The organism is Bacteroidia bacterium, from assembly GCA_016218155.1.
Lineage (GTDB): Bacteria > Bacteroidota > Bacteroidia > Bacteroidales > GWA2-32-17 > GWA2-32-17.
Window position 1 is genome coordinate 1 of the sequence record JACREQ010000040.1, and the last position, 17795, is coordinate 17795.

At 30.4% G+C, this 17795-nt stretch carries 12 protein-coding genes; 8 read left to right on the forward strand and 4 right to left on the reverse strand.

The genetic code is table 11. The annotated features are described in order from the left end of the window. The 4 genes from lptB to HY951_07205 form a co-directional block, all read left to right on the forward strand. Nucleotides 1-617: LPS export ABC transporter ATP-binding protein (lptB, locus tag HY951_07190; GenBank protein MBI5539826.1), on the forward strand; the 617-nt coding region annotated here is incomplete at its 5' end. Nucleotides 618-722: 105 nt separating this feature from the next. Further along, complete coding sequence (locus HY951_07195; protein ID MBI5539827.1) at nt 723-4154, forward strand: SpoIIE family protein phosphatase; 3432 nt, start codon at nt 723-725, stop codon at nt 4152-4154. 4 nt (nt 4155-4158) lie between these two features. After that, on the forward strand, nt 4159-6534 hold the full coding sequence (locus tag HY951_07200) for a tetratricopeptide repeat protein (GenBank protein MBI5539828.1): 2376 nt from the start codon (nt 4159-4161) through the stop codon (nt 6532-6534). A gap of 12 nt (nt 6535-6546) precedes the next feature. Further along, the gene (locus HY951_07205) at nt 6547-9894 is read left to right on the forward strand and encodes a SpoIIE family protein phosphatase (protein MBI5539829.1); all 3348 of its coding nucleotides are present in this window, start codon (nt 6547-6549) and stop codon (nt 9892-9894) included. A gap of 3 nt (nt 9895-9897) precedes the next feature. Here the strand turns inward: HY951_07205 and HY951_07210 are convergent, their stop codons facing one another. Beyond that, nucleotides 9898-10530: a TIGR00730 family Rossman fold protein gene (locus tag HY951_07210; protein MBI5539830.1), complete on the reverse strand. Its 633-nt coding sequence runs from the start codon at nt 10528-10530 to the stop codon at nt 9898-9900. A 140-nt stretch (nt 10531-10670) separates the two neighbouring features. Continuing rightward, a complete protein-coding gene (locus HY951_07215; GenBank protein ID MBI5539831.1) occupies nt 10671-11099 on the reverse strand; it encodes a nucleoside deaminase in 429 nt (142 codons plus the stop codon). A 150-nt stretch (nt 11100-11249) separates the two neighbouring features. Between HY951_07215 and HY951_07220 the strand changes: the two genes are divergently transcribed. Continuing rightward, a complete protein-coding gene (locus HY951_07220; GenBank protein ID MBI5539832.1) occupies nt 11250-12671 on the forward strand; it encodes an aldehyde dehydrogenase family protein in 1422 nt (473 codons plus the stop codon). Between the two features lie 204 nt (nt 12672-12875). Here HY951_07220 and HY951_07225 read toward each other — a convergent pair whose 3' ends face one another. Together HY951_07225 and fabD are read right to left on the reverse strand one after the other, a co-directional pair. Then, nucleotides 12876-13403: a hypothetical protein gene (locus HY951_07225; protein ID MBI5539833.1), complete on the reverse strand. Its 528-nt coding sequence runs from the start codon at nt 13401-13403 to the stop codon at nt 12876-12878. A 44-nt stretch (nt 13404-13447) separates the two neighbouring features. Continuing rightward, entirely contained in the window at nt 13448-14323 is an 876-nt protein-coding gene (gene fabD, locus HY951_07230; protein ID MBI5539834.1) for an ACP S-malonyltransferase, read from the reverse strand. 285 nt (nt 14324-14608) lie between these two features. Between fabD and HY951_07235 the strand changes: the two genes are divergently transcribed. The 3 genes from HY951_07235 to HY951_07245 are packed head-to-tail and all read left to right on the forward strand — an operon-like array spanning nt 14609 to nt 17773. Beyond that, nucleotides 14609-15235 carry a TetR/AcrR family transcriptional regulator gene (locus tag HY951_07235; protein MBI5539835.1) on the forward strand — a complete coding sequence of 209 codons (627 nt, stop codon included), beginning with the start codon at nt 14609-14611 and terminating at the stop codon, nt 15233-15235. Then, nucleotides 15232-16638, forward strand: coding sequence for a TolC family protein (locus tag HY951_07240; protein ID MBI5539836.1), 1407 nt, complete (start codon nt 15232-15234; stop codon nt 16636-16638). The genes HY951_07235 and HY951_07240 overlap by 4 nt, the downstream gene beginning before the upstream one ends. A gap of 22 nt (nt 16639-16660) precedes the next feature. Continuing rightward, nucleotides 16661-17773: an efflux RND transporter periplasmic adaptor subunit gene (locus HY951_07245; protein ID MBI5539837.1), complete on the forward strand. Its 1113-nt coding sequence runs from the start codon at nt 16661-16663 to the stop codon at nt 17771-17773. The last annotated feature ends 22 nt before the right edge of the window (nt 17774-17795 follow it).

The window sequence follows — 17795 nt, forward strand, 5'->3', positions numbered from 1 at the left end:
ACGGTGCTGGAAAAACAACTTCATTTTATATGATTGTTGGTTTAATAAAACCTAATGACGGAAAAATTTTTTTAGATGATGTTGAAATCACTAAAGAACCTGTTTATCGCAGAGCTCAGATGGGAATTGGATATCTTGCTCAGGAGGCATCAGTTTTCAGACAAATGACAGTCGAGGATAATATTTTATCAATTCTCGAATTATCAAAACTCTCTAAGGTGGAACAAAAAAATAAACTAGAATCCTTATTGGAAGAATTTGGGTTAAACAGAATAAGAAAAAGTTTAGGAATTCAACTTTCCGGTGGTGAAAGAAGAAGAACAGAAATTGCCCGTGCATTAGCCTTAAGTCCAAAATTTATTTTACTTGACGAGCCATTTGCTGGAGTTGACCCAATTGCTGTTGAGGATATACAGGAAATTGTATCAAAACTTAAAGAAAAAAACATCGGCATTCTAATTACTGATCATAACGTACATGAAACTCTTACCATTACTGATAGAGCATATTTATTAATTGAAGGTAAAATATTTAAATCCGGAACAGCTGAAGAGCTTAGTGAAGACGAACAGGTCAGGAAATTATATCTTGGAAAGAATTTCGAACTAAGAAAATAATATTCATATACTTAATATTATATTTTGAAATTTATTTGTTTCAAAATTAATTTGTATTTTTCGTTTTTTTTTACTCATTTTTTATAAAATCATTAACATTTATCAATGTCTTTTAGATATTACATATTTGTATTTTTCACTTTTATTGCATTTAATGGCTTTACACAAGATACTACCATTATTAAAAAATGGAAGGTCACAAAAGCTGGAAAACCCGAAGTTAAACCAGCTGGGATTCAATATTTTTTCCGCAAATTTGATATGGAACAAGGAATTGGCAATCCATACATTCTAAGAATAAGAGAAAATAAAAAAGGTGAAATTTTATTTGGAACATCTGGCAATGGTGCAGGCATATTTAACGGATATATTTTTAAATTTTTTAATTTATCAAACGGATTAAAAAATAATATTGTGCAAGATGTTTTTGAAGACAATTTAGGAAAACTATGGATAGCTACTTCAGGTGGAGGAGTAAGTGTATTTGATGGAAATTCATTTAAAAATTTTGATAAATCAAACGGACTACCTGACAACTCAGTATGGATAATTTTTCAGGATTCTAAAAATCAAATATGGTTTGGTACTGAGAATGGAGGTGTATGTTGTTATAACGGAAAGACTTTCCAAATTTTTTCTAAAAAAGATGGATTATGCAGTCAGAATATAAGAGAAATTTTTGAAGATAAACATGGAAATTTATGGTTTGGCAGTAATACAGAAGGTTTAAGTATATATGATGGAAAAAGCTTTAAAAACTACAATACAAAAAACGGATTAACCTGTAATGGAGTTTTAGGAATTGATGAAGACTATGAAGGTAAAATCTGGATTGCAACATACGGAGGTGGATTAATTTCATTTAAAAATGAAACTTTCAATTATTATGGAAAAGTGCAGGGATTAAGTAATTTAAATACATGCGATGTGTTATGTGATTCAAAAAATAATATCTGGATTGCAACTTCAGGTAGTGGAATATTTTTATATAATGGAAAAGAATTTAAGCCATTTTCTGTAAATGAAGGGTTATCAAATAACATAGTTTTAAGTTTACTTGAAGACAAATATGGGAACATATGGGTAGCTACCTATGGCGGAGGAATATGTCAATATACAGCAAAACAATTTACATATTTAAGCGAATCAGAAGGATTACCTGGTAATGTTATAAGAAGTATTTCTATAAAAAATGACACTAACATTGTTTTCTGTTCCTCAGGCGGAGGAATATGTTTTTATAATGGCAATTTATTTAATACATATACAACAACACAGGGACTATCATCAAACTTCATTCTATCATCTGAATTTGACAAATCAAATAATCTGTGGATGGCAAGTTCAGGAGGTGGAATTATGAAATATGATGGCAATAATTTCTATAATTTAACAACTGAGCATGGATTAAAAACCAATTTTTTTCTTTCTATTCTTATTGGTAACAAAAATGAAATTTATGCTGGTGGTTATGGTGGTGGTCTTTCTATTATTAAAAATGATACAATAATTCATTACGGCTCCAAGGATAGCTTACCCTCAATCTTTATAAATTCCATAACACAAGACACTAAACATAACGTATGGATTGGAACAGAAACAGGTTTATATATTTTAACAAATGGTAAGATATCTAAACTTTATCCGGATGTTTTTAGTAAAAACACACCTGTTATATCTTTATATTGTGATAATAAAAATAGGATATGGATTGGAACTGACGGTCAGGGTTTGTTTCAACTTAAAGACAAAACCTTACTTAACTTAAAAGAAGAAAATGGATTATGCAATAATCATATTAAATCTATACTAGCTGATAACACAGATGGAATATGGATTGGTACTGCTAATGGGATATCATTTCTTAAACCAAAATCAAAAAACATTAATTCATTATCAGATTATGAAATTCAAAACTATAGTAGAGTTGAAGGTTATACAGGCAGTACTTGTATGGCGAATTCTATTTGTATTGATAACAATGAGATAATATGGATTGGAACAGGCAGAAAATTACTTTGTATTAATCCAAAATTAAAAGAAATAAATAATATTCAACCATCTGTTATTATTGAATCAATTGAGTTATTTTATAAAAACATCAATTGGAAAAATTATTTAGATTCCGGATTAGTTTATTTTAACAAATTAGAGAATTGGACTAAACTTCCTATTGGTCTTGTACTTCCTTATAATCTTAATCATTTTACATTTTGTTATTCAGGCATAAATTTAAATTGCCCTGAAAAAACAAAATATAGCTTTATTTTAGAAGGAATGGATCATCAATGGAGTCCACCAACAAGTGAAAAAAAGGCAACATACAGTAATCTCCCTTCAGGAAAATACACATTCAAGGTAATTTCCATTAATGAAAATGGTATAAAGTCTACCGAGATTGCTCAATTCCATTTCGAAATAGAAACCCCTTGGTGGGAACAAATTTGGTTTAGAATATTGGCATTTCTCTTTTTAATTTTTATAATTCTTGTAATTATTAAGCTTCGTGAACAAAAACTAATAAAAGCAAAAGTTTTACTTGAGAATACTGTAAATGAAAGAACAGCAGAAGTTGTTAAGCAAAGAGATGAAATTCTAATAAAGAACCAGACTTTAAATCAACAAAAAGAAGAAATAACAGCACAGCGGGACGAAATTGAATCTCAACGTGATGAAATTCTTGCTCAACGTGACCTTGTAACAATTCAAAAAGAACAGATTGAAGAAATTCATAATGAAATTTCTCAAAGTATTGATTATGCGACAAGACTACAAACTGCAATTTTGCCAGACATAAATCAAATCAAACAATACATTTCAGATTGTTTCGTAATTTATAAGCCAAAAGATAAAGTAAGTGGTGATTTTTATTGGTTTGCTAAAGTTGAAAACAATTTAATTATTACGGTTGCAGATTGCACAGGACATGGTGTTCCTGGTGCTTTTATGAGTATGCTTGGTTCATCTTTGTTAAGAGAAATAGTAATTAAAGAATATATAACACAACCTGCAATAATTTTAAGGCGTTTACGTAAAGAAATTATTAACATTCTTAAGCAAAAAGGCGAAAGTGGAGAACAGAAAGATGGTATGGACATGTCGCTCATAACAATTAACATTGACACATTGGACATGCAATTTGCCGGTGCAAATAACCCTATTTATATAATCAAAAAGTCCGAAAACGAAGAGCTTTCAACTTCAGACTTTTCCGAAGGGATGCCTTCAGCACAACTTTATGAACTAAAGGGCGATAAAATGCCTGTTGCAATTCACGAGAGAATGGACTCATTTAATAACACAAACATTCAAATTAAAAAAGGAGATTACATTTATCTTTTTAGTGATGGGTTTGCCGATCAGTTTGGAGGCCCTAAAGGCAAAAAATTTATGTATAAACAATTTAAAGAACTTTTACTTTCGGTCTCGCAAAAGCCTATGCACGAACAAAAAACAATAATTACCAATTCTCTTACTAATTGGATTGGTAATGGAGAACAAGTTGATGACATCACATTAATTGGAATAAAAATATAATAAGATGAATTGTTACAAACAATATATAAAATATTATATATGCACATTTATTTTTGCTGCATTGTTTTACAGTAATTCATCTGCTACAAAAAATCTAGACAGTTTGTTTATTGATTTTGCTAAAAGTAAGACCGACAAAGATAGAATTATTGCAATGTCTGCAATTGCATACGAATACACTAACACAAACTTAGATAGTGCAACAATCTGGGCAGATAAAGCCTTAAATCTGTCTAAAAAAATCAGTTTTAAAAGAGGCATTGCAACATCTTTCAGTACAAAAGGAATTATATATGAACTTCAGGGCAAATATGATCTTGCGTTAGACAATCACCTTAGATGTCTTGATATTGCACAACAATTAAGCGACACAAGTAATATTTCATCAGCATTAAATAATATTGCAATAGTTTATGATTACATGGGAAACTACCAGAAATCTTTAGACTATCAGTTTAAAAGTTTAAATTACGCTATATTGTTAAAAGATAGCGACAATATTGCAAGTTCATATTTAAATATTGGAATTGTTTATTATTATTTAGGAATTTTTGAAAAAGCATTAGATTATACTTTTAAAGGTTTAAAAATTCAGGAAAAAATTAACCATCCCGAAAGACTTGTTAATTTTCTGAATAATATCGGAATGATTTATGAAAGTCAGAATAAAAATAACAAAGCACTTGAATATTATTTTCAAACAGTTGGCATATATAAATCTCAAAACAATTTACTTAATCTTGGCGATGCATATAATAATATTGGAGTTACATATTTAAATTTAAACAAATATGATACAGCTTTAAATTATTTAGAAAAAAGCAAGAAACTAAAAGAAGAAGTTGGTAACACTGCAGGTGTAGCACAAGCATTAAGCAATACTGGACTGGTATACAAGGCGCAAAAAAAGTATTTAATGGCATTAGATTGCTATAAAAAAGCTCAGGATATTCAGTCAGAAATCGGAGATCAAAATGGTGTATTAAACAATTTAGTTTGTTTTGGAGAGCTATACCTTGAAATAAAAGATTATAAAAATGCTCTCTCATATTTCAAACAAGCAGAAATATTGGGAAAAGAAATTGGCGCAAACAACCTGATAATATCAACTTATGCCGGTCTGAGTAAAACATATTACAAAATATCAGACTTCAAAAAAGCATTTGATTATAAAGAATTATACAATAATTTAGAGGATAGCCTAAATTCATATGAGAATAATCAGAAAATGATTAGACTTGAAAGTGATTATGAATATGAGAAAAAACAGGAAAAAATTGATTATGAAAATAAAAAAAGGGAATTAGCTGCAGAAACAGAATTGCAAAAACAAAAGCTTTATCGTAATTTTTATTTATTTGGATTTGGATTAATGATTATTCTTTCTATTGTTATTTTTAGAAGCTATAGACATAAAAAGAAAGCAAACATTATTCTTGCTCAACAAAAACGAGAAATCGAAGAAAAAAACGAGGAACTTAGTCAGCAGAAAGAAGAGATTGAATCCCAAAGGGATGAAATAACAGCACAACGAGATACGGTAACCATCCAGAAAAATCAAATAGAAATAATTCATAACGAACAAACTTCAAGTATTCATTATGCTAAACGAATTCAGGCAGCAATGATCCCATCACTTGAGATTCTAACTAAATCTAATTATGAATATTTTTCTATTTTTCTTCCAAGAAATATAGTCTCCGGTGATTTTTACTGGACTTCAAAAGTTGATAATACTATCATTTTATGTGTTGCCGATTGTACAGGACACGGAGTACCTGGAGCATTTATGTCAATGCTGGGTATTTCATTCCTCAACGAAATTGTAAATAAAGAAAAAATTACAAATGCTGCAACAATTTTAAATAAACTCAGAGATAATATAATATTGTCATTACAACAACAAGGTATAGAGGGTGAACAAAAAGACGGCATGGACATGGCATTAATAACAATTAACACTGAAACATTGGAAGCACAGTTTTCAGGAGCAAATAATCCACTTTATATAGTAAAAAGTGAAAAGTCGAAAGTTAAAAGTGAAGATGGATCCTACTTTGAACTTTCAGACTTTCAACTTTATGAACTGAAGGGTGATAAAATGCCTGTTGCAATTCATGAAAGAATGGAGCCTTTTAAAAATCACAACTTTATGCTTCAAAAAGGTGACTGCATTTATTTGTTTAGTGATGGTTTTGCTGATCAGTTTGGAGGTCCAAAAGGCAAAAAGTTTATGTATAAACAGTTTAAGGAAATATTATTATCAAACTTCAACGAACCAATGCAATTACAAAAGAAAATATTAAATAATTCTTTAAAAAATTGGATTGGGGACTCTGAACAGGTTGATGATATAACAATAGCAGGAATTAGAATTTAATGGAACACTAAATTGAAAACACAAGAATTAAAATATCTGAAATTTACTTTAATACTATTTTTTTGCTCGTTACAATTATTTTCTCAAAACGAGGGTTTACCTTTTATAAGAATATACACTCCAGACGAATATCACGGTTTCTTTCAGAACTGGTCAGCAGAACAAGACAATAGAGGTGTAATGTATTTTGGTAACGGAAAAGGTATTTTAGAGTATGATGGAAAAAACTGGCGACGATTTTTTACAGAGAAAATAAGTACAGTTTTATCTTTAGGAAAAGATAGTACTGGTAGAATATATGTTGGAGGAGAAGGCGAAATTGGTTATCTTGGTGTAGATTCTTCCGGACTTGTGCACTTTGTTTCACTTCTGAATAAAGTACCTGAAAAAGAAAGAGATTTTAGTTATGTTTGGAATACTTATACTAATAAAGATGGGGTATATTTTGTAACACCTCAAAAAATAATAAGAATAAACAAAAAAGAAACTAAAATATTTAAACCATACTCAGGATTTTTCACAGCTTTTATGACAGATGGAAAGTTTTTTGTTCAGGATAATGACAAAGGACTTTTAACAATAGAAAATGACTCACTCATTCAACATAAAGGATGGAATCAATTAAAAGATTTAAGAGCAATTTTTAAATCTTATAACAATTCTTACATAGGACTATCAGAAAATAAAGGTCTGATAAATTTTAGTGCAACTACACTTCCTCAAAACATTCCTTCACAAATTGACAAACTTAAAGATCTCAGATTTTATAAAGGAATTAAATTATCTAACAATAATTTAGCAATTGCAACTATGTCAGGTGGTATTATTATTATCAATACTAAAGGTGAAATAATACAAATTATAAATTCTGAAACCGGTTTAACAGGAAATTCTGTATATGCTTTGTTTAACGATTCACAAGGTGAATTATGGGCAATGCTAAGCAATGGACTAGGAAGAATTGAAGTCTCATCGCCTTTCACAATTTTTGACAAAAGATTAGGAATAACAGGCATCTGCCAGGATATTGTTAAAATAGGAAATAAATTATTAATTGCAACTCTTGATGGTTTGTTTAAATTAAATTCTGCGAAATTTGAAAATAATAAATTTTCACCATCTTTTTTTAACGTTGTTAACAATCTAAACAACCAGACATTTTCAGTTGCAAACTATAACAATAATCCTCTTATTTGTTGGTATAGCGGAATGTTTATTATTGAAAAATTAAAAAATAAATTTATTTACCATAACAATTATGAATTATGTGTGGAAAGTTCAAGATATTATAAGAACCTGATTTTTTATGGTGGTGGCGAGGATTTTGGATTTTTCAAAAATAAAAATAACAAATGGCAACTTTACAAACCTTCAAAAGAAATCTCTGGCGATGTATATTATATCTTAGAAGAAAAAAAGAATATCTTTTGGGCAAGTACAGCTGCAAATGGTATTTATAAAATTAAATTAAAAGATACCATAAACTATAATACTGAGGTTACACACTTTGACAGCTCAAATGGACTACCAAATGGTTTATTAGAGGTAAGACTTTTAAACAATGAGCTACATATTGGTACACCTAATGGTATGTACCAGTTTAATGAAAAAACAAATTCTTTTTATAAATCAAAAACTTTTTTTAGTGATTCTATAGAACAATCACAACCAATGTATAATATTTCTGAAGGAAGTGATAAATCTGTTTGGTTAATGATTAATAAAACTGTTACTCAATTAAAACATGAAAATAATAAATATATAAAATTTGACAATCCTTTTAAAAGATTAGTTTTTAACGATCTTTATTTTATATACCCTGACAGCAATGGGATAACCTGGATTGGAACAACAGACTGTATTTACAGATATGATTCTAAACAAAATAAAAAACTTGTTACAAATTTTAAAACAATCTTATCAAGAGTAATTTACCATAAAGACACTTTATTTAATGGATGCTATTCTGACAAAGCAGGGTTATTCTCAGTTATTCAACCGGAATGGCAAAAAAAACAACTTCCCTATTCACACAACTCATTAATTTTTGAATATGCAGCTCCTACTTTTGACAGGGAAGAAGACAATACTTTCTCATGTTTTCTTGATGGTTTTGATGATGAGTGGTCAGATTATTCAACAATATGCAAAAAAGAATATACTAACATACCAGAGGGAACATATATTTTCAGAGTTAAATCAAAAAATATTTATGAAATAGAAGGTCAGGAAATAACATATGAGTTTACAATACTCGCCCCGTGGTACAGAACTTATTTAGCATATTTTTCATATTTAATTCTCTTTATAATTTTAGTTTATTTGGGAATATGGATTAATACAAGAAGACTAAAAGCTGCAAATATTAAACTTGAACAAATTGTAGAACAAAGAACAGAAGAGCTAAGAAAAAGAAACCAGGAAATCTTACAACAAAAAGAAGAAATTGAAACTCAGCGCGATGAAATTGAGGCTCAACGTGACAATCTGATGCTTCTAAATGAAGAAGTTAATCAGCAAAAAGAAGAAATTGAAGCACAACGCGACTTAGTTATTAATCAGAAAGATAAAATAGAAGAAATTCATGAAGAGCTTACTTCAAGTATTCGCTATGCACAACGAATTCAGAATGCTGTATTACCTTCAAAAGAACAAATGACAGAAATGCTTGGCGATCATTTTGTGCTATTTCTGCCAAGAGATATTGTAAGCGGAGATTTTTTCTGGACAACAAAAATAAATAATCTACTGATTTTTTGTGTTGCAGACTGCACAGGACATGGAGTTCCAGGAGGTTTTATGAGCATGCTTGGAATTTCATTTTTAAACGAGATAGTTCTTAAAGAAGAAATAACAGCTGCTGCTGATGTATTAAATCACCTAAGACAAAGCATAATTGAATCATTAAAACAAAAAGAAGAGAGTGATGAACACCCTTCTTCAACATTAAGGGTGCAAGATGGAATGGACATTTCATTATGTGTTCTTGACACAGAAACATTAAAACTACAATTTGCTGGTGCAAATAATCCATTATACATTGTTAAAAACAATGAATTAATTGAACTCAAAGGAGATAAAATGCCAATAGCTATACATACAAAAATGAATGAATTTACTAATCACGAATTTCAACTCTCTAAAGGTGATATTCTTTATTTAATGAGTGACGGATATGCCGATCAGTTTGGTGGTGATAAAGGTAGAAAATTCAAATATGCTAAGCTTAAGGAATTATTTGTAGAAATTAACAATTTGCCGATGAACAAGCAGTTGGAAAAAATTGAAAATAGTTTAACAAATTGGAAAGAAAATTATTTTCAGGTAGATGATATAACAATATTAGGCTTTAAAATATAATTATTACAAATTCTTAAAAAACCATTTGTCTTTAACTTCTTCGTATTTATATTCATTTATATATTTAATAGCTTCCTCGGGTGTTGCCGCAACAAAATACAAATTTCTATACTCTGGCTTTGCAAATGAGTTTTCGTAAAACTTTTCAAACAAGTCAATTAATGGTTTATAGAAATCATTTGTATTTAATATAACAATAGGTTTAGTATGATACTTAAGTTGCTTTAAAGTTATTACTTCACTAATCTCCTCAAGAGTTCCAAAACCACCTGGCAAAGCAATAAATGCCTCTGACCTTTTGCGCATTTCAGTTTTGCGATCTGCCATATCCTTTGTGATAATAATCTCATCATCAGTTTCAGATGCTATTCCTTCAAGATTTAATCTTTCCGGTAATACACCTGTTACCTTGCTTCCATATTTCTGGCACGATTCAGAAATTGCACCCATTAAACCAATCATTCCTCCTCCGTGAACCAGATTAAACCCACTTTCAGCAATAAGTTTACCCATAATTTTTGCAACATCAAAGTAAGAGCTGTCTAACACCTCACTAGAAGAGCAAAAAACACAAATAGCTTTTTTCTGGGGCTGATTCCCTATATTAAGATTAAGGTCAAAGTCAAAATTTTTCATTTCTTAAAAATTAATTTCTAAACAGTTACAATACAAACTATTTTATGCAATATAAATAATTTTATACTAAAATAAAACTTCACAAAATTAATTAAAAATACAACGGTAAAAACGTTAATAGAATATTACCTATAACTACCTCAAATATTATCTATTTCTCGTTTCTTCCTGAAAAATTCACTAATAATGCCACCACATTCCCCGCTTAATATTCCTCCTATAATCTCTGTTTTTGGGTGATAAATATTTTTGCCAACTAACGAAGCACCGCGTTTAGGATCGAGAGCACCAAATACTATTTTTTTAAATCGACTCCAGTAACAAGCTCCTGCACACATAACACAAGGCTCAAGTGTTACATATAAGGTACATTCTTCAAGAAATTTTCCATTAATTGCATTCTCGGCTGAAGTTATCGCCTGCATTTCAGCATGAGCTGTAACATCAGTCAAAGTTTCTGTAAGATTATGAGTTCTTGCAATAATTTTATCATTACAAACAATTACTGCACCAACAGGAACTTCATTCTCTGCTTCTGCTTTTTTGGCTTCTTTAAGCGCCTCGCGCATAAAATGCTCATCAGAAAAAGGCTGAATATTACTCACAACAATTATATTTTTAGCAAAAGTAAATAATTTTTCTTTCAAACTTTTGATTATAAATTTTAGTTATTTAACTTATAAAAACTAAATTTGAATTATAATTTTAAATTATTTATTATGTCAGCAAATTATCCTATTTATGTTGGTGGTGAGTTTATTACAACTGAACAAAAATTAAAAGTAATCAATTCATATTCTCACGAAGAATTTGCTCAAACGTATATTGCTGGGAAAAAAGAATTAGAAAAAGCAATTGAAAAAGCACAGGCAGTTAAAAGAACCATGCGCGAACTTCCTGCATTTACCCGCTATGAAATTTTAATAGAAATCGCAGAAAAACTAAAAGTATCGCGACAAAGGTTAGCATTGGTATTGGCAATGGAAGCTTGCAAACCTTTAAAATATGCTTTAGGTGAAATTGATCGTGCAGTGCAAACTTTTATTGTTGCTGCCGAAGAAACAAAAAGATTGCCTGGTGAAATGATGTCACTTGACTGGACCCCAGCAGGAAAAAACAAAGAAGGAATAATCAAGTATTTTCCTTTAGGATTAATTGCAGGCATTGTACCTTTTAATTTTCCCTTAAACCTTGCTGCACACAAAATAGCTCCTGCACTAGCAAGCGGAAATTGTATAATTATAAAGCCTGCCCGCTCCACTCCACTCTCTACTTTAGAATTAGCAAAAATTATTCACGAAACTGCATTACCAAAAGGTGCTTTTTCTGTATTACCTATGGACAGAGAAGCCGGACAACAACTTGTAACTGATGACAGATTTTCGATGTTATCTTTTACAGGTTCCTCACAAGTTGGATGGAAAATGAAAGCAGAATGTGGAAAAAAGAAAATAGCGCTAGAACTAGGCGGTAATGCCGGAGTAATTGTATCAGAATCTGCAAATATTGATTTAGCCGTAGCAAAGTGCACAGTTGGAAGCTTTGCATTCTCTGGCCAGGTTTGTATTCATATTCAAAGAATATATGTTCATGAGAATATTTTCAATGAATTTATTTCAAAATTTACAGAAATAATTAAAAAATATAAAATCGGAAAACCAGAAGAACCAGATACAGATATCTCTGCAATGATTGACGAAGAAAATGCAATTCGTGTTGAAGACTGGGTTAATCAGGCAGTAAAAGATGGTGCAAAGGTATTAAGTGGTGGAAAACGAAATGGTACTGTTTACAAACCAACAATACTCACAAATACCAAACAAGAAATGAATGTTTGCAAATTAGAAATATTTGGACCTGTTGTTACAATCGAAAAATATTCTGATTTTAAAAGTGCAGTTGATAGCGTAAACGATTCTGATTATGGCTTACAAGCTGGAGTATTCACAAATTCAATAAGCGAAATGAATTATGCATTTAACGAAATTGAAGCAGGCGGAGTAATGATAAACGAAGTTCCAACTTTCCGCGTTGATCAAATGCCTTATGGAGGTGTAAAAAATTCTGGTGTTGGTCGTGAAGGCGTAAAATTTGCAATTCACGAAATGATGGAACCAAAATTAATGGTAAAGGACTTTTAAAAAAGTTAACAAGTTATTTGTTAAATGTTATTTAATCAAGTATGAATACTTTATTAAAAAAAATGGCTGCTAGTGGGGATTTAAAATCCCCACTTATATAATTGCGGATTTTAAAATCCGCAAGAGCAAAAAAAATAATAAATGGGAAAAGCGAAGACGCTTTTCCCATTTATTATAAAAAGTATTTAGAAAGAAATTAAAATATTACTCCCCCTTATCCCCAATAAAATAATCTTCCGTCCTTTTAAACAAAACATTAAATGAAGTTAAGCTTCCATATATTCTTGTAATATATTGTTGAATATTTACCTTTTCCTCATCGGTCATTTTACTTGCATTTACACGTTGTTCTAAAGTTCTGATTCTATCGCGAATCATTACTATTTTATGGAAAAATGCATCAATAGGAATTACTTTTTCTTTCAGGTTTTTATCTCCGGGTCTTAAAATCATTGAACCACCTGTCCATTTGCTACCTAACTGCACATTTTCCTGAATATCAGAATAGCGCTGAATTATTTGCATAAAGCTTTTTTCGATATCAAAAAGACTAACCAACTCATTTGGAGGTAGAGTTTTATCAAGAACTTCAAAATGTGAAAAATCTTTCGAAATCTCTTTCATTCCCTCTTCAATAAAGGTAACTGTATAAGAGCTGTATTTAATCTGTACTATAACACCAACTCCAAAAGTGTTATGCTTTATTCTTGAGCCAATTCCTATTTCTTCCATAGTTTATTTATATTGTTGTCAGGTCTTTCGACCTGACTGATTTTTTATGCACTGGCACATGCCATTGCTCTGTCAACTTTTTTAATTAATCCCTGTAACACACTACCAGGACCAACTTCAGTAAATGATGAAGCACCACCTGCTATCATATTTTTTACTATTTGTGTCCAACGCACAGGTGAAGTTAATTGTGCTATTAAATTTTCTTTTATTTTTTCAGGATTTACTTCTGGTAAAGCATTTACATTTTGGTAAACCGGACAAATTGGATTTGCAAAATGAGTATTACTAATTGCTGCAGCTAATTCTTTTCTTGCAGGCTCCATTAAAGGTGAATGAAATGCACCTCCAACCATAAGTTTTAATGCTCGTTTTGCTCCACGTTTTGTAAGCTCTTCTATAGCTTTATCAATTCCTGAAACCGAACCGGAAATTACTATTTGTCCGGGACTATTATAATTTGCAGGCACAACAACATCAGAAATTTCTACACAAACCTGTTCAACTATTTCATCATCAATCCCTAAAATAGCTGCCATTGTTGAAGGTTCAGCTTCACAAGCTTTTTGCATTGCCTGTGCACGTGCAGAAACTAATCTTAAACCATCTTCAAAAGATAATGTTCCGTTAGCTACCAAAGCAGAAAATTCTCCTAAAGAATGTCCTGCAACCATTTCGGGTTTAAAATTTTCTCCCATAGTTTTTGCTAAAATAACTGAGTGAAGAAAAATTGCTGGCTGTGTTACTTTTGTTTGTTTAAGCTCCTCATCTGTACCACCAAACATGATATCTGTAATTCTAAAACCTAAAATTTCATTTGCTTTATCAAACATTTCTTTAGCAATAGGATTTGATTCGTAAAGATCTTTTCCCATTCCTGAAAATTGAGCACCCTGGCCCGGAAATACATATGCTTTCATCTTTTTATATTTAAAAATTCGGTGCAAAGATATAGGTTTTAGATATTAAGATTAATGATTATTGTATTAAAAATTAACATATTTTTCTCCAACCCCTTTTTTTCGCCATTCAACGAGAAAAATTGCCCATTCGTAAAAAACAATTTTAAAAGGCAAAACGTCAAAAATACTTTTGTCGCAAAATATCAGATAGTTGAAAAAATGAAAAGCAAAAAAATGTTAAACTGCGGAAACTTTTTACATGCAAATAGTTTCCAAAGTTTAATTTTTATATAATTTTGCGCCATGAATCCAGAATTAGAAAATATACTCAGTCGCATTTACAACCTGTATTTTAAATATGGGATAAAAAGTGTTACTATGGATGATGTTAGTCGTGAACTTGGCATCTCTAAAAAAACACTTTACGAACATTTCAAAGATAAAGATGAAATGGTTAGTCAGGTTTTTGAATTAGAAAGAAATAAGGTTTTAAAAGATTTGTGTGAAATTTTAGGTTGTGCACAAAATGCAATTCTTGAATTATTTCTTATTAATAAATATTTCAGCGAAAAAATAAAAAATTATAACGCAAATGTTGATTTTGATTTAAGGAAATACCATTTCTCTATTTATGAAAATCATAAAAACAAGGCGCTTGAAGCAATGCATTCACATATTCTTGCAAATTTAAACCGGGGTATAAAAGAAAAAGTATACAGAAATGATTTTAATGCTGAGTTTATTGCAAGACTTCATGTTTCTAGATTAGTTACAATGCAACAATCTGAAATATTTACTATGGAAGAATTACTTGATAAAAGCTGTCATCGCGAATTAATTGTTTATCATGTAAGGGGAATTGCAACTCAGGAAGGAATAAAAATTTTAGAAAAAGAACTTGAAAACATAAAAAAAGAATCAGAAAAATGAGAAGTATTTGTATTTTAGTTTTAACGTATACATTAATTACTATTAGCTTTATATCGTTTGCTCAAAGCGATAGTACAATTCGTGTAAATTTAAAAGAATCGCAGGATTATGCTTTAAAAAATAGTCCGCTAACAAAAAACGCACAACTTGATTTAGAATCGGCTAAAAAGAAAATTTGGGAAACAACTGCATTTGGTTTACCACAGATAAACGCAAAACTTAATGCAACTTATATGCTAACTGTTCCTGCATCTATTAAATCATTTTCAGGATTAAGCAACTTGGGAACTTGGATGTATGGTGCCGATCAAGCATTAAACCAATTAGCACCCGGGCAAGGTTTTGGATATTATCCAAATCCAGGACCTCCAGAAACCGTTAAAGAAAGTGATATGAAATGGGGGTCAACATTGGATATTACAGCAACTCAACTAATTTTTAGTGGCTCTTATATTGTAGGATTACAAACTGCAAAAACATTCAGAAGCTTATCTGAAATCGCATTAACAAAATCAGAAAAAGATTTAAAACAATCTGTATCCAGTGCATATTACTTAGTATTAGTAGCCGAAGAAAACAAAAAAGTTCTTGACTCTACATATTTCAATACAGAGAAATTAAAATTTAAAATGGAGCAGATGTTTGTTCAGGGTTTTATTGAAGAAACAGATGTTGACCAGATGAAATTAACATTAAGCAATTTAAACGATTCAAGAATGATGATTACCCGTCAGGTTGAGATTGCATATAATCTTTTAAAATTTCAGATGGGATTAGATCTTTCAAAGAAAATTGAACTAACAGATAAAATTGAAAATTTTGTTGATGAAAACAATTTGCAGGAATTATTGATCAAACCATTTGAATCATCAGCTACACCAGAAGTTCAGCTACTAGAAAGTCAGGAAAGATTAACTCTATTAAATGTTAAATACAACCAATCAACATACTTGCCTGACATTGCTGCATTCTATGCACATAATGAAAACTTCAATACACATTCATTATCGTTTACTGCCCCTGATATGATTGGATTATCGGTTAATATTCCAATTTTCAGCTCAGGAATGAAACATGCAAAAGTACAGCAAGCCAGAATAGCTCTCGATAAAACAAGAATATCTAAAGAACAGGCTTCACAGGGATTAAAATTAGATCACGAGAAATCAAAAAGTGAATTAATGTCGGCTCTTGATAAATATAAAACGAGTAAAGAAAACATGAGGCTTTCTGATAAAATTCAGAAACGTACAATAATTAAATATAAAGAAGGGATGTCATCAAGTACAGATATTACACAGGTTTCAAACCAATACCTGCAGTCAATGTCAAACTATTTTACATCTATGATGGATTTGCTTAATGCAAAAGCAAAAATGGAAAAACTTTTGAATCTTAATTAAAAAATTAAAACAATATATACAAATGAACACAAAATTATTAGTTCTAATAGCAACAGTTGTAATGTTTACAGCTTGTAGCGGAGATAAAAAAGCCCAGCTCGAAAAAATGAAAGCTGATTACGAAAAACTTGGGAATGACATAAAAGCATTAGAAAGTGAAATTAAAAATAATGGTGACACAACTCTTATTGCAAGTAATGCAAAAGTTCCGTTTTTAGAAATTAAAAAAACAACTTTCAGTCATTATATTGAAGTACAAGGAAAAGTTGATGGAGAAGAAAATGTAATTGCTACATCCCAAGCCATGGGAGTTGTAACAAAAGTTCTTGTAAAAGAAGGTGACAAAGTTTCTAAAGGACAGATATTGGCAGAACTTGATGCTGGCATGGTTACTCAAACATTAAATCAATTAAACACACAATTAGTATTTCTAACTGATTTATATAACCGTCAAAAAGCATTATGGGATCAGAAAATTGGTAGCGAAGTACAATATCTTTCAGCAAAGAATAACAAAGAAAACATAGAAAATCAAATAAAAACGATAAAAGAACAGGGCGACATGTATAAAGTAACTTCTCCAATTTCTGGTACAATTGAAGAAGCACCTATTAAAATAGGTCAAAGTTTGGCTCCGGGTATGGTTGCATTCAGAGTAATTAATTTCAACAGAGTAAAGATTGTATCTGATGTTTCAGAAGTAAATGCAATTAAAATTAAAAAAGGAAATGAAGTAAAAATTACTTTCCCTGAAGACAACAAAACATTTGATGCAAAAATTGATTTCACAAGTCGTTTTATAAACCCGATTAATCGTACATTCCAAATTGAATCATATGTAAAACCTGGCGAAATTGAGTATAGAGCAAATATGATTGCTATAATGAATATTCTTGATTATAGAAATAATGAGGCTTTTGTTATACCAGTAAATCTTATACAGAACGATTCAAAGTCTCAATTTGTTTGGGTTGCCTTAAAAAATGATAAAGGTTATACTGTTTCTAAAAAAGTAATTACACAGGGACTAAGTTATAATGGCTTAACCGAAATTATTTCAGGATTAAGTGAAGGCGACATTCTGCTTACATCAAACTTATTCGACATAGAAGAAAATCAAAAAATTGAATTGTAGAAATATTTAAATTATCAGCAGA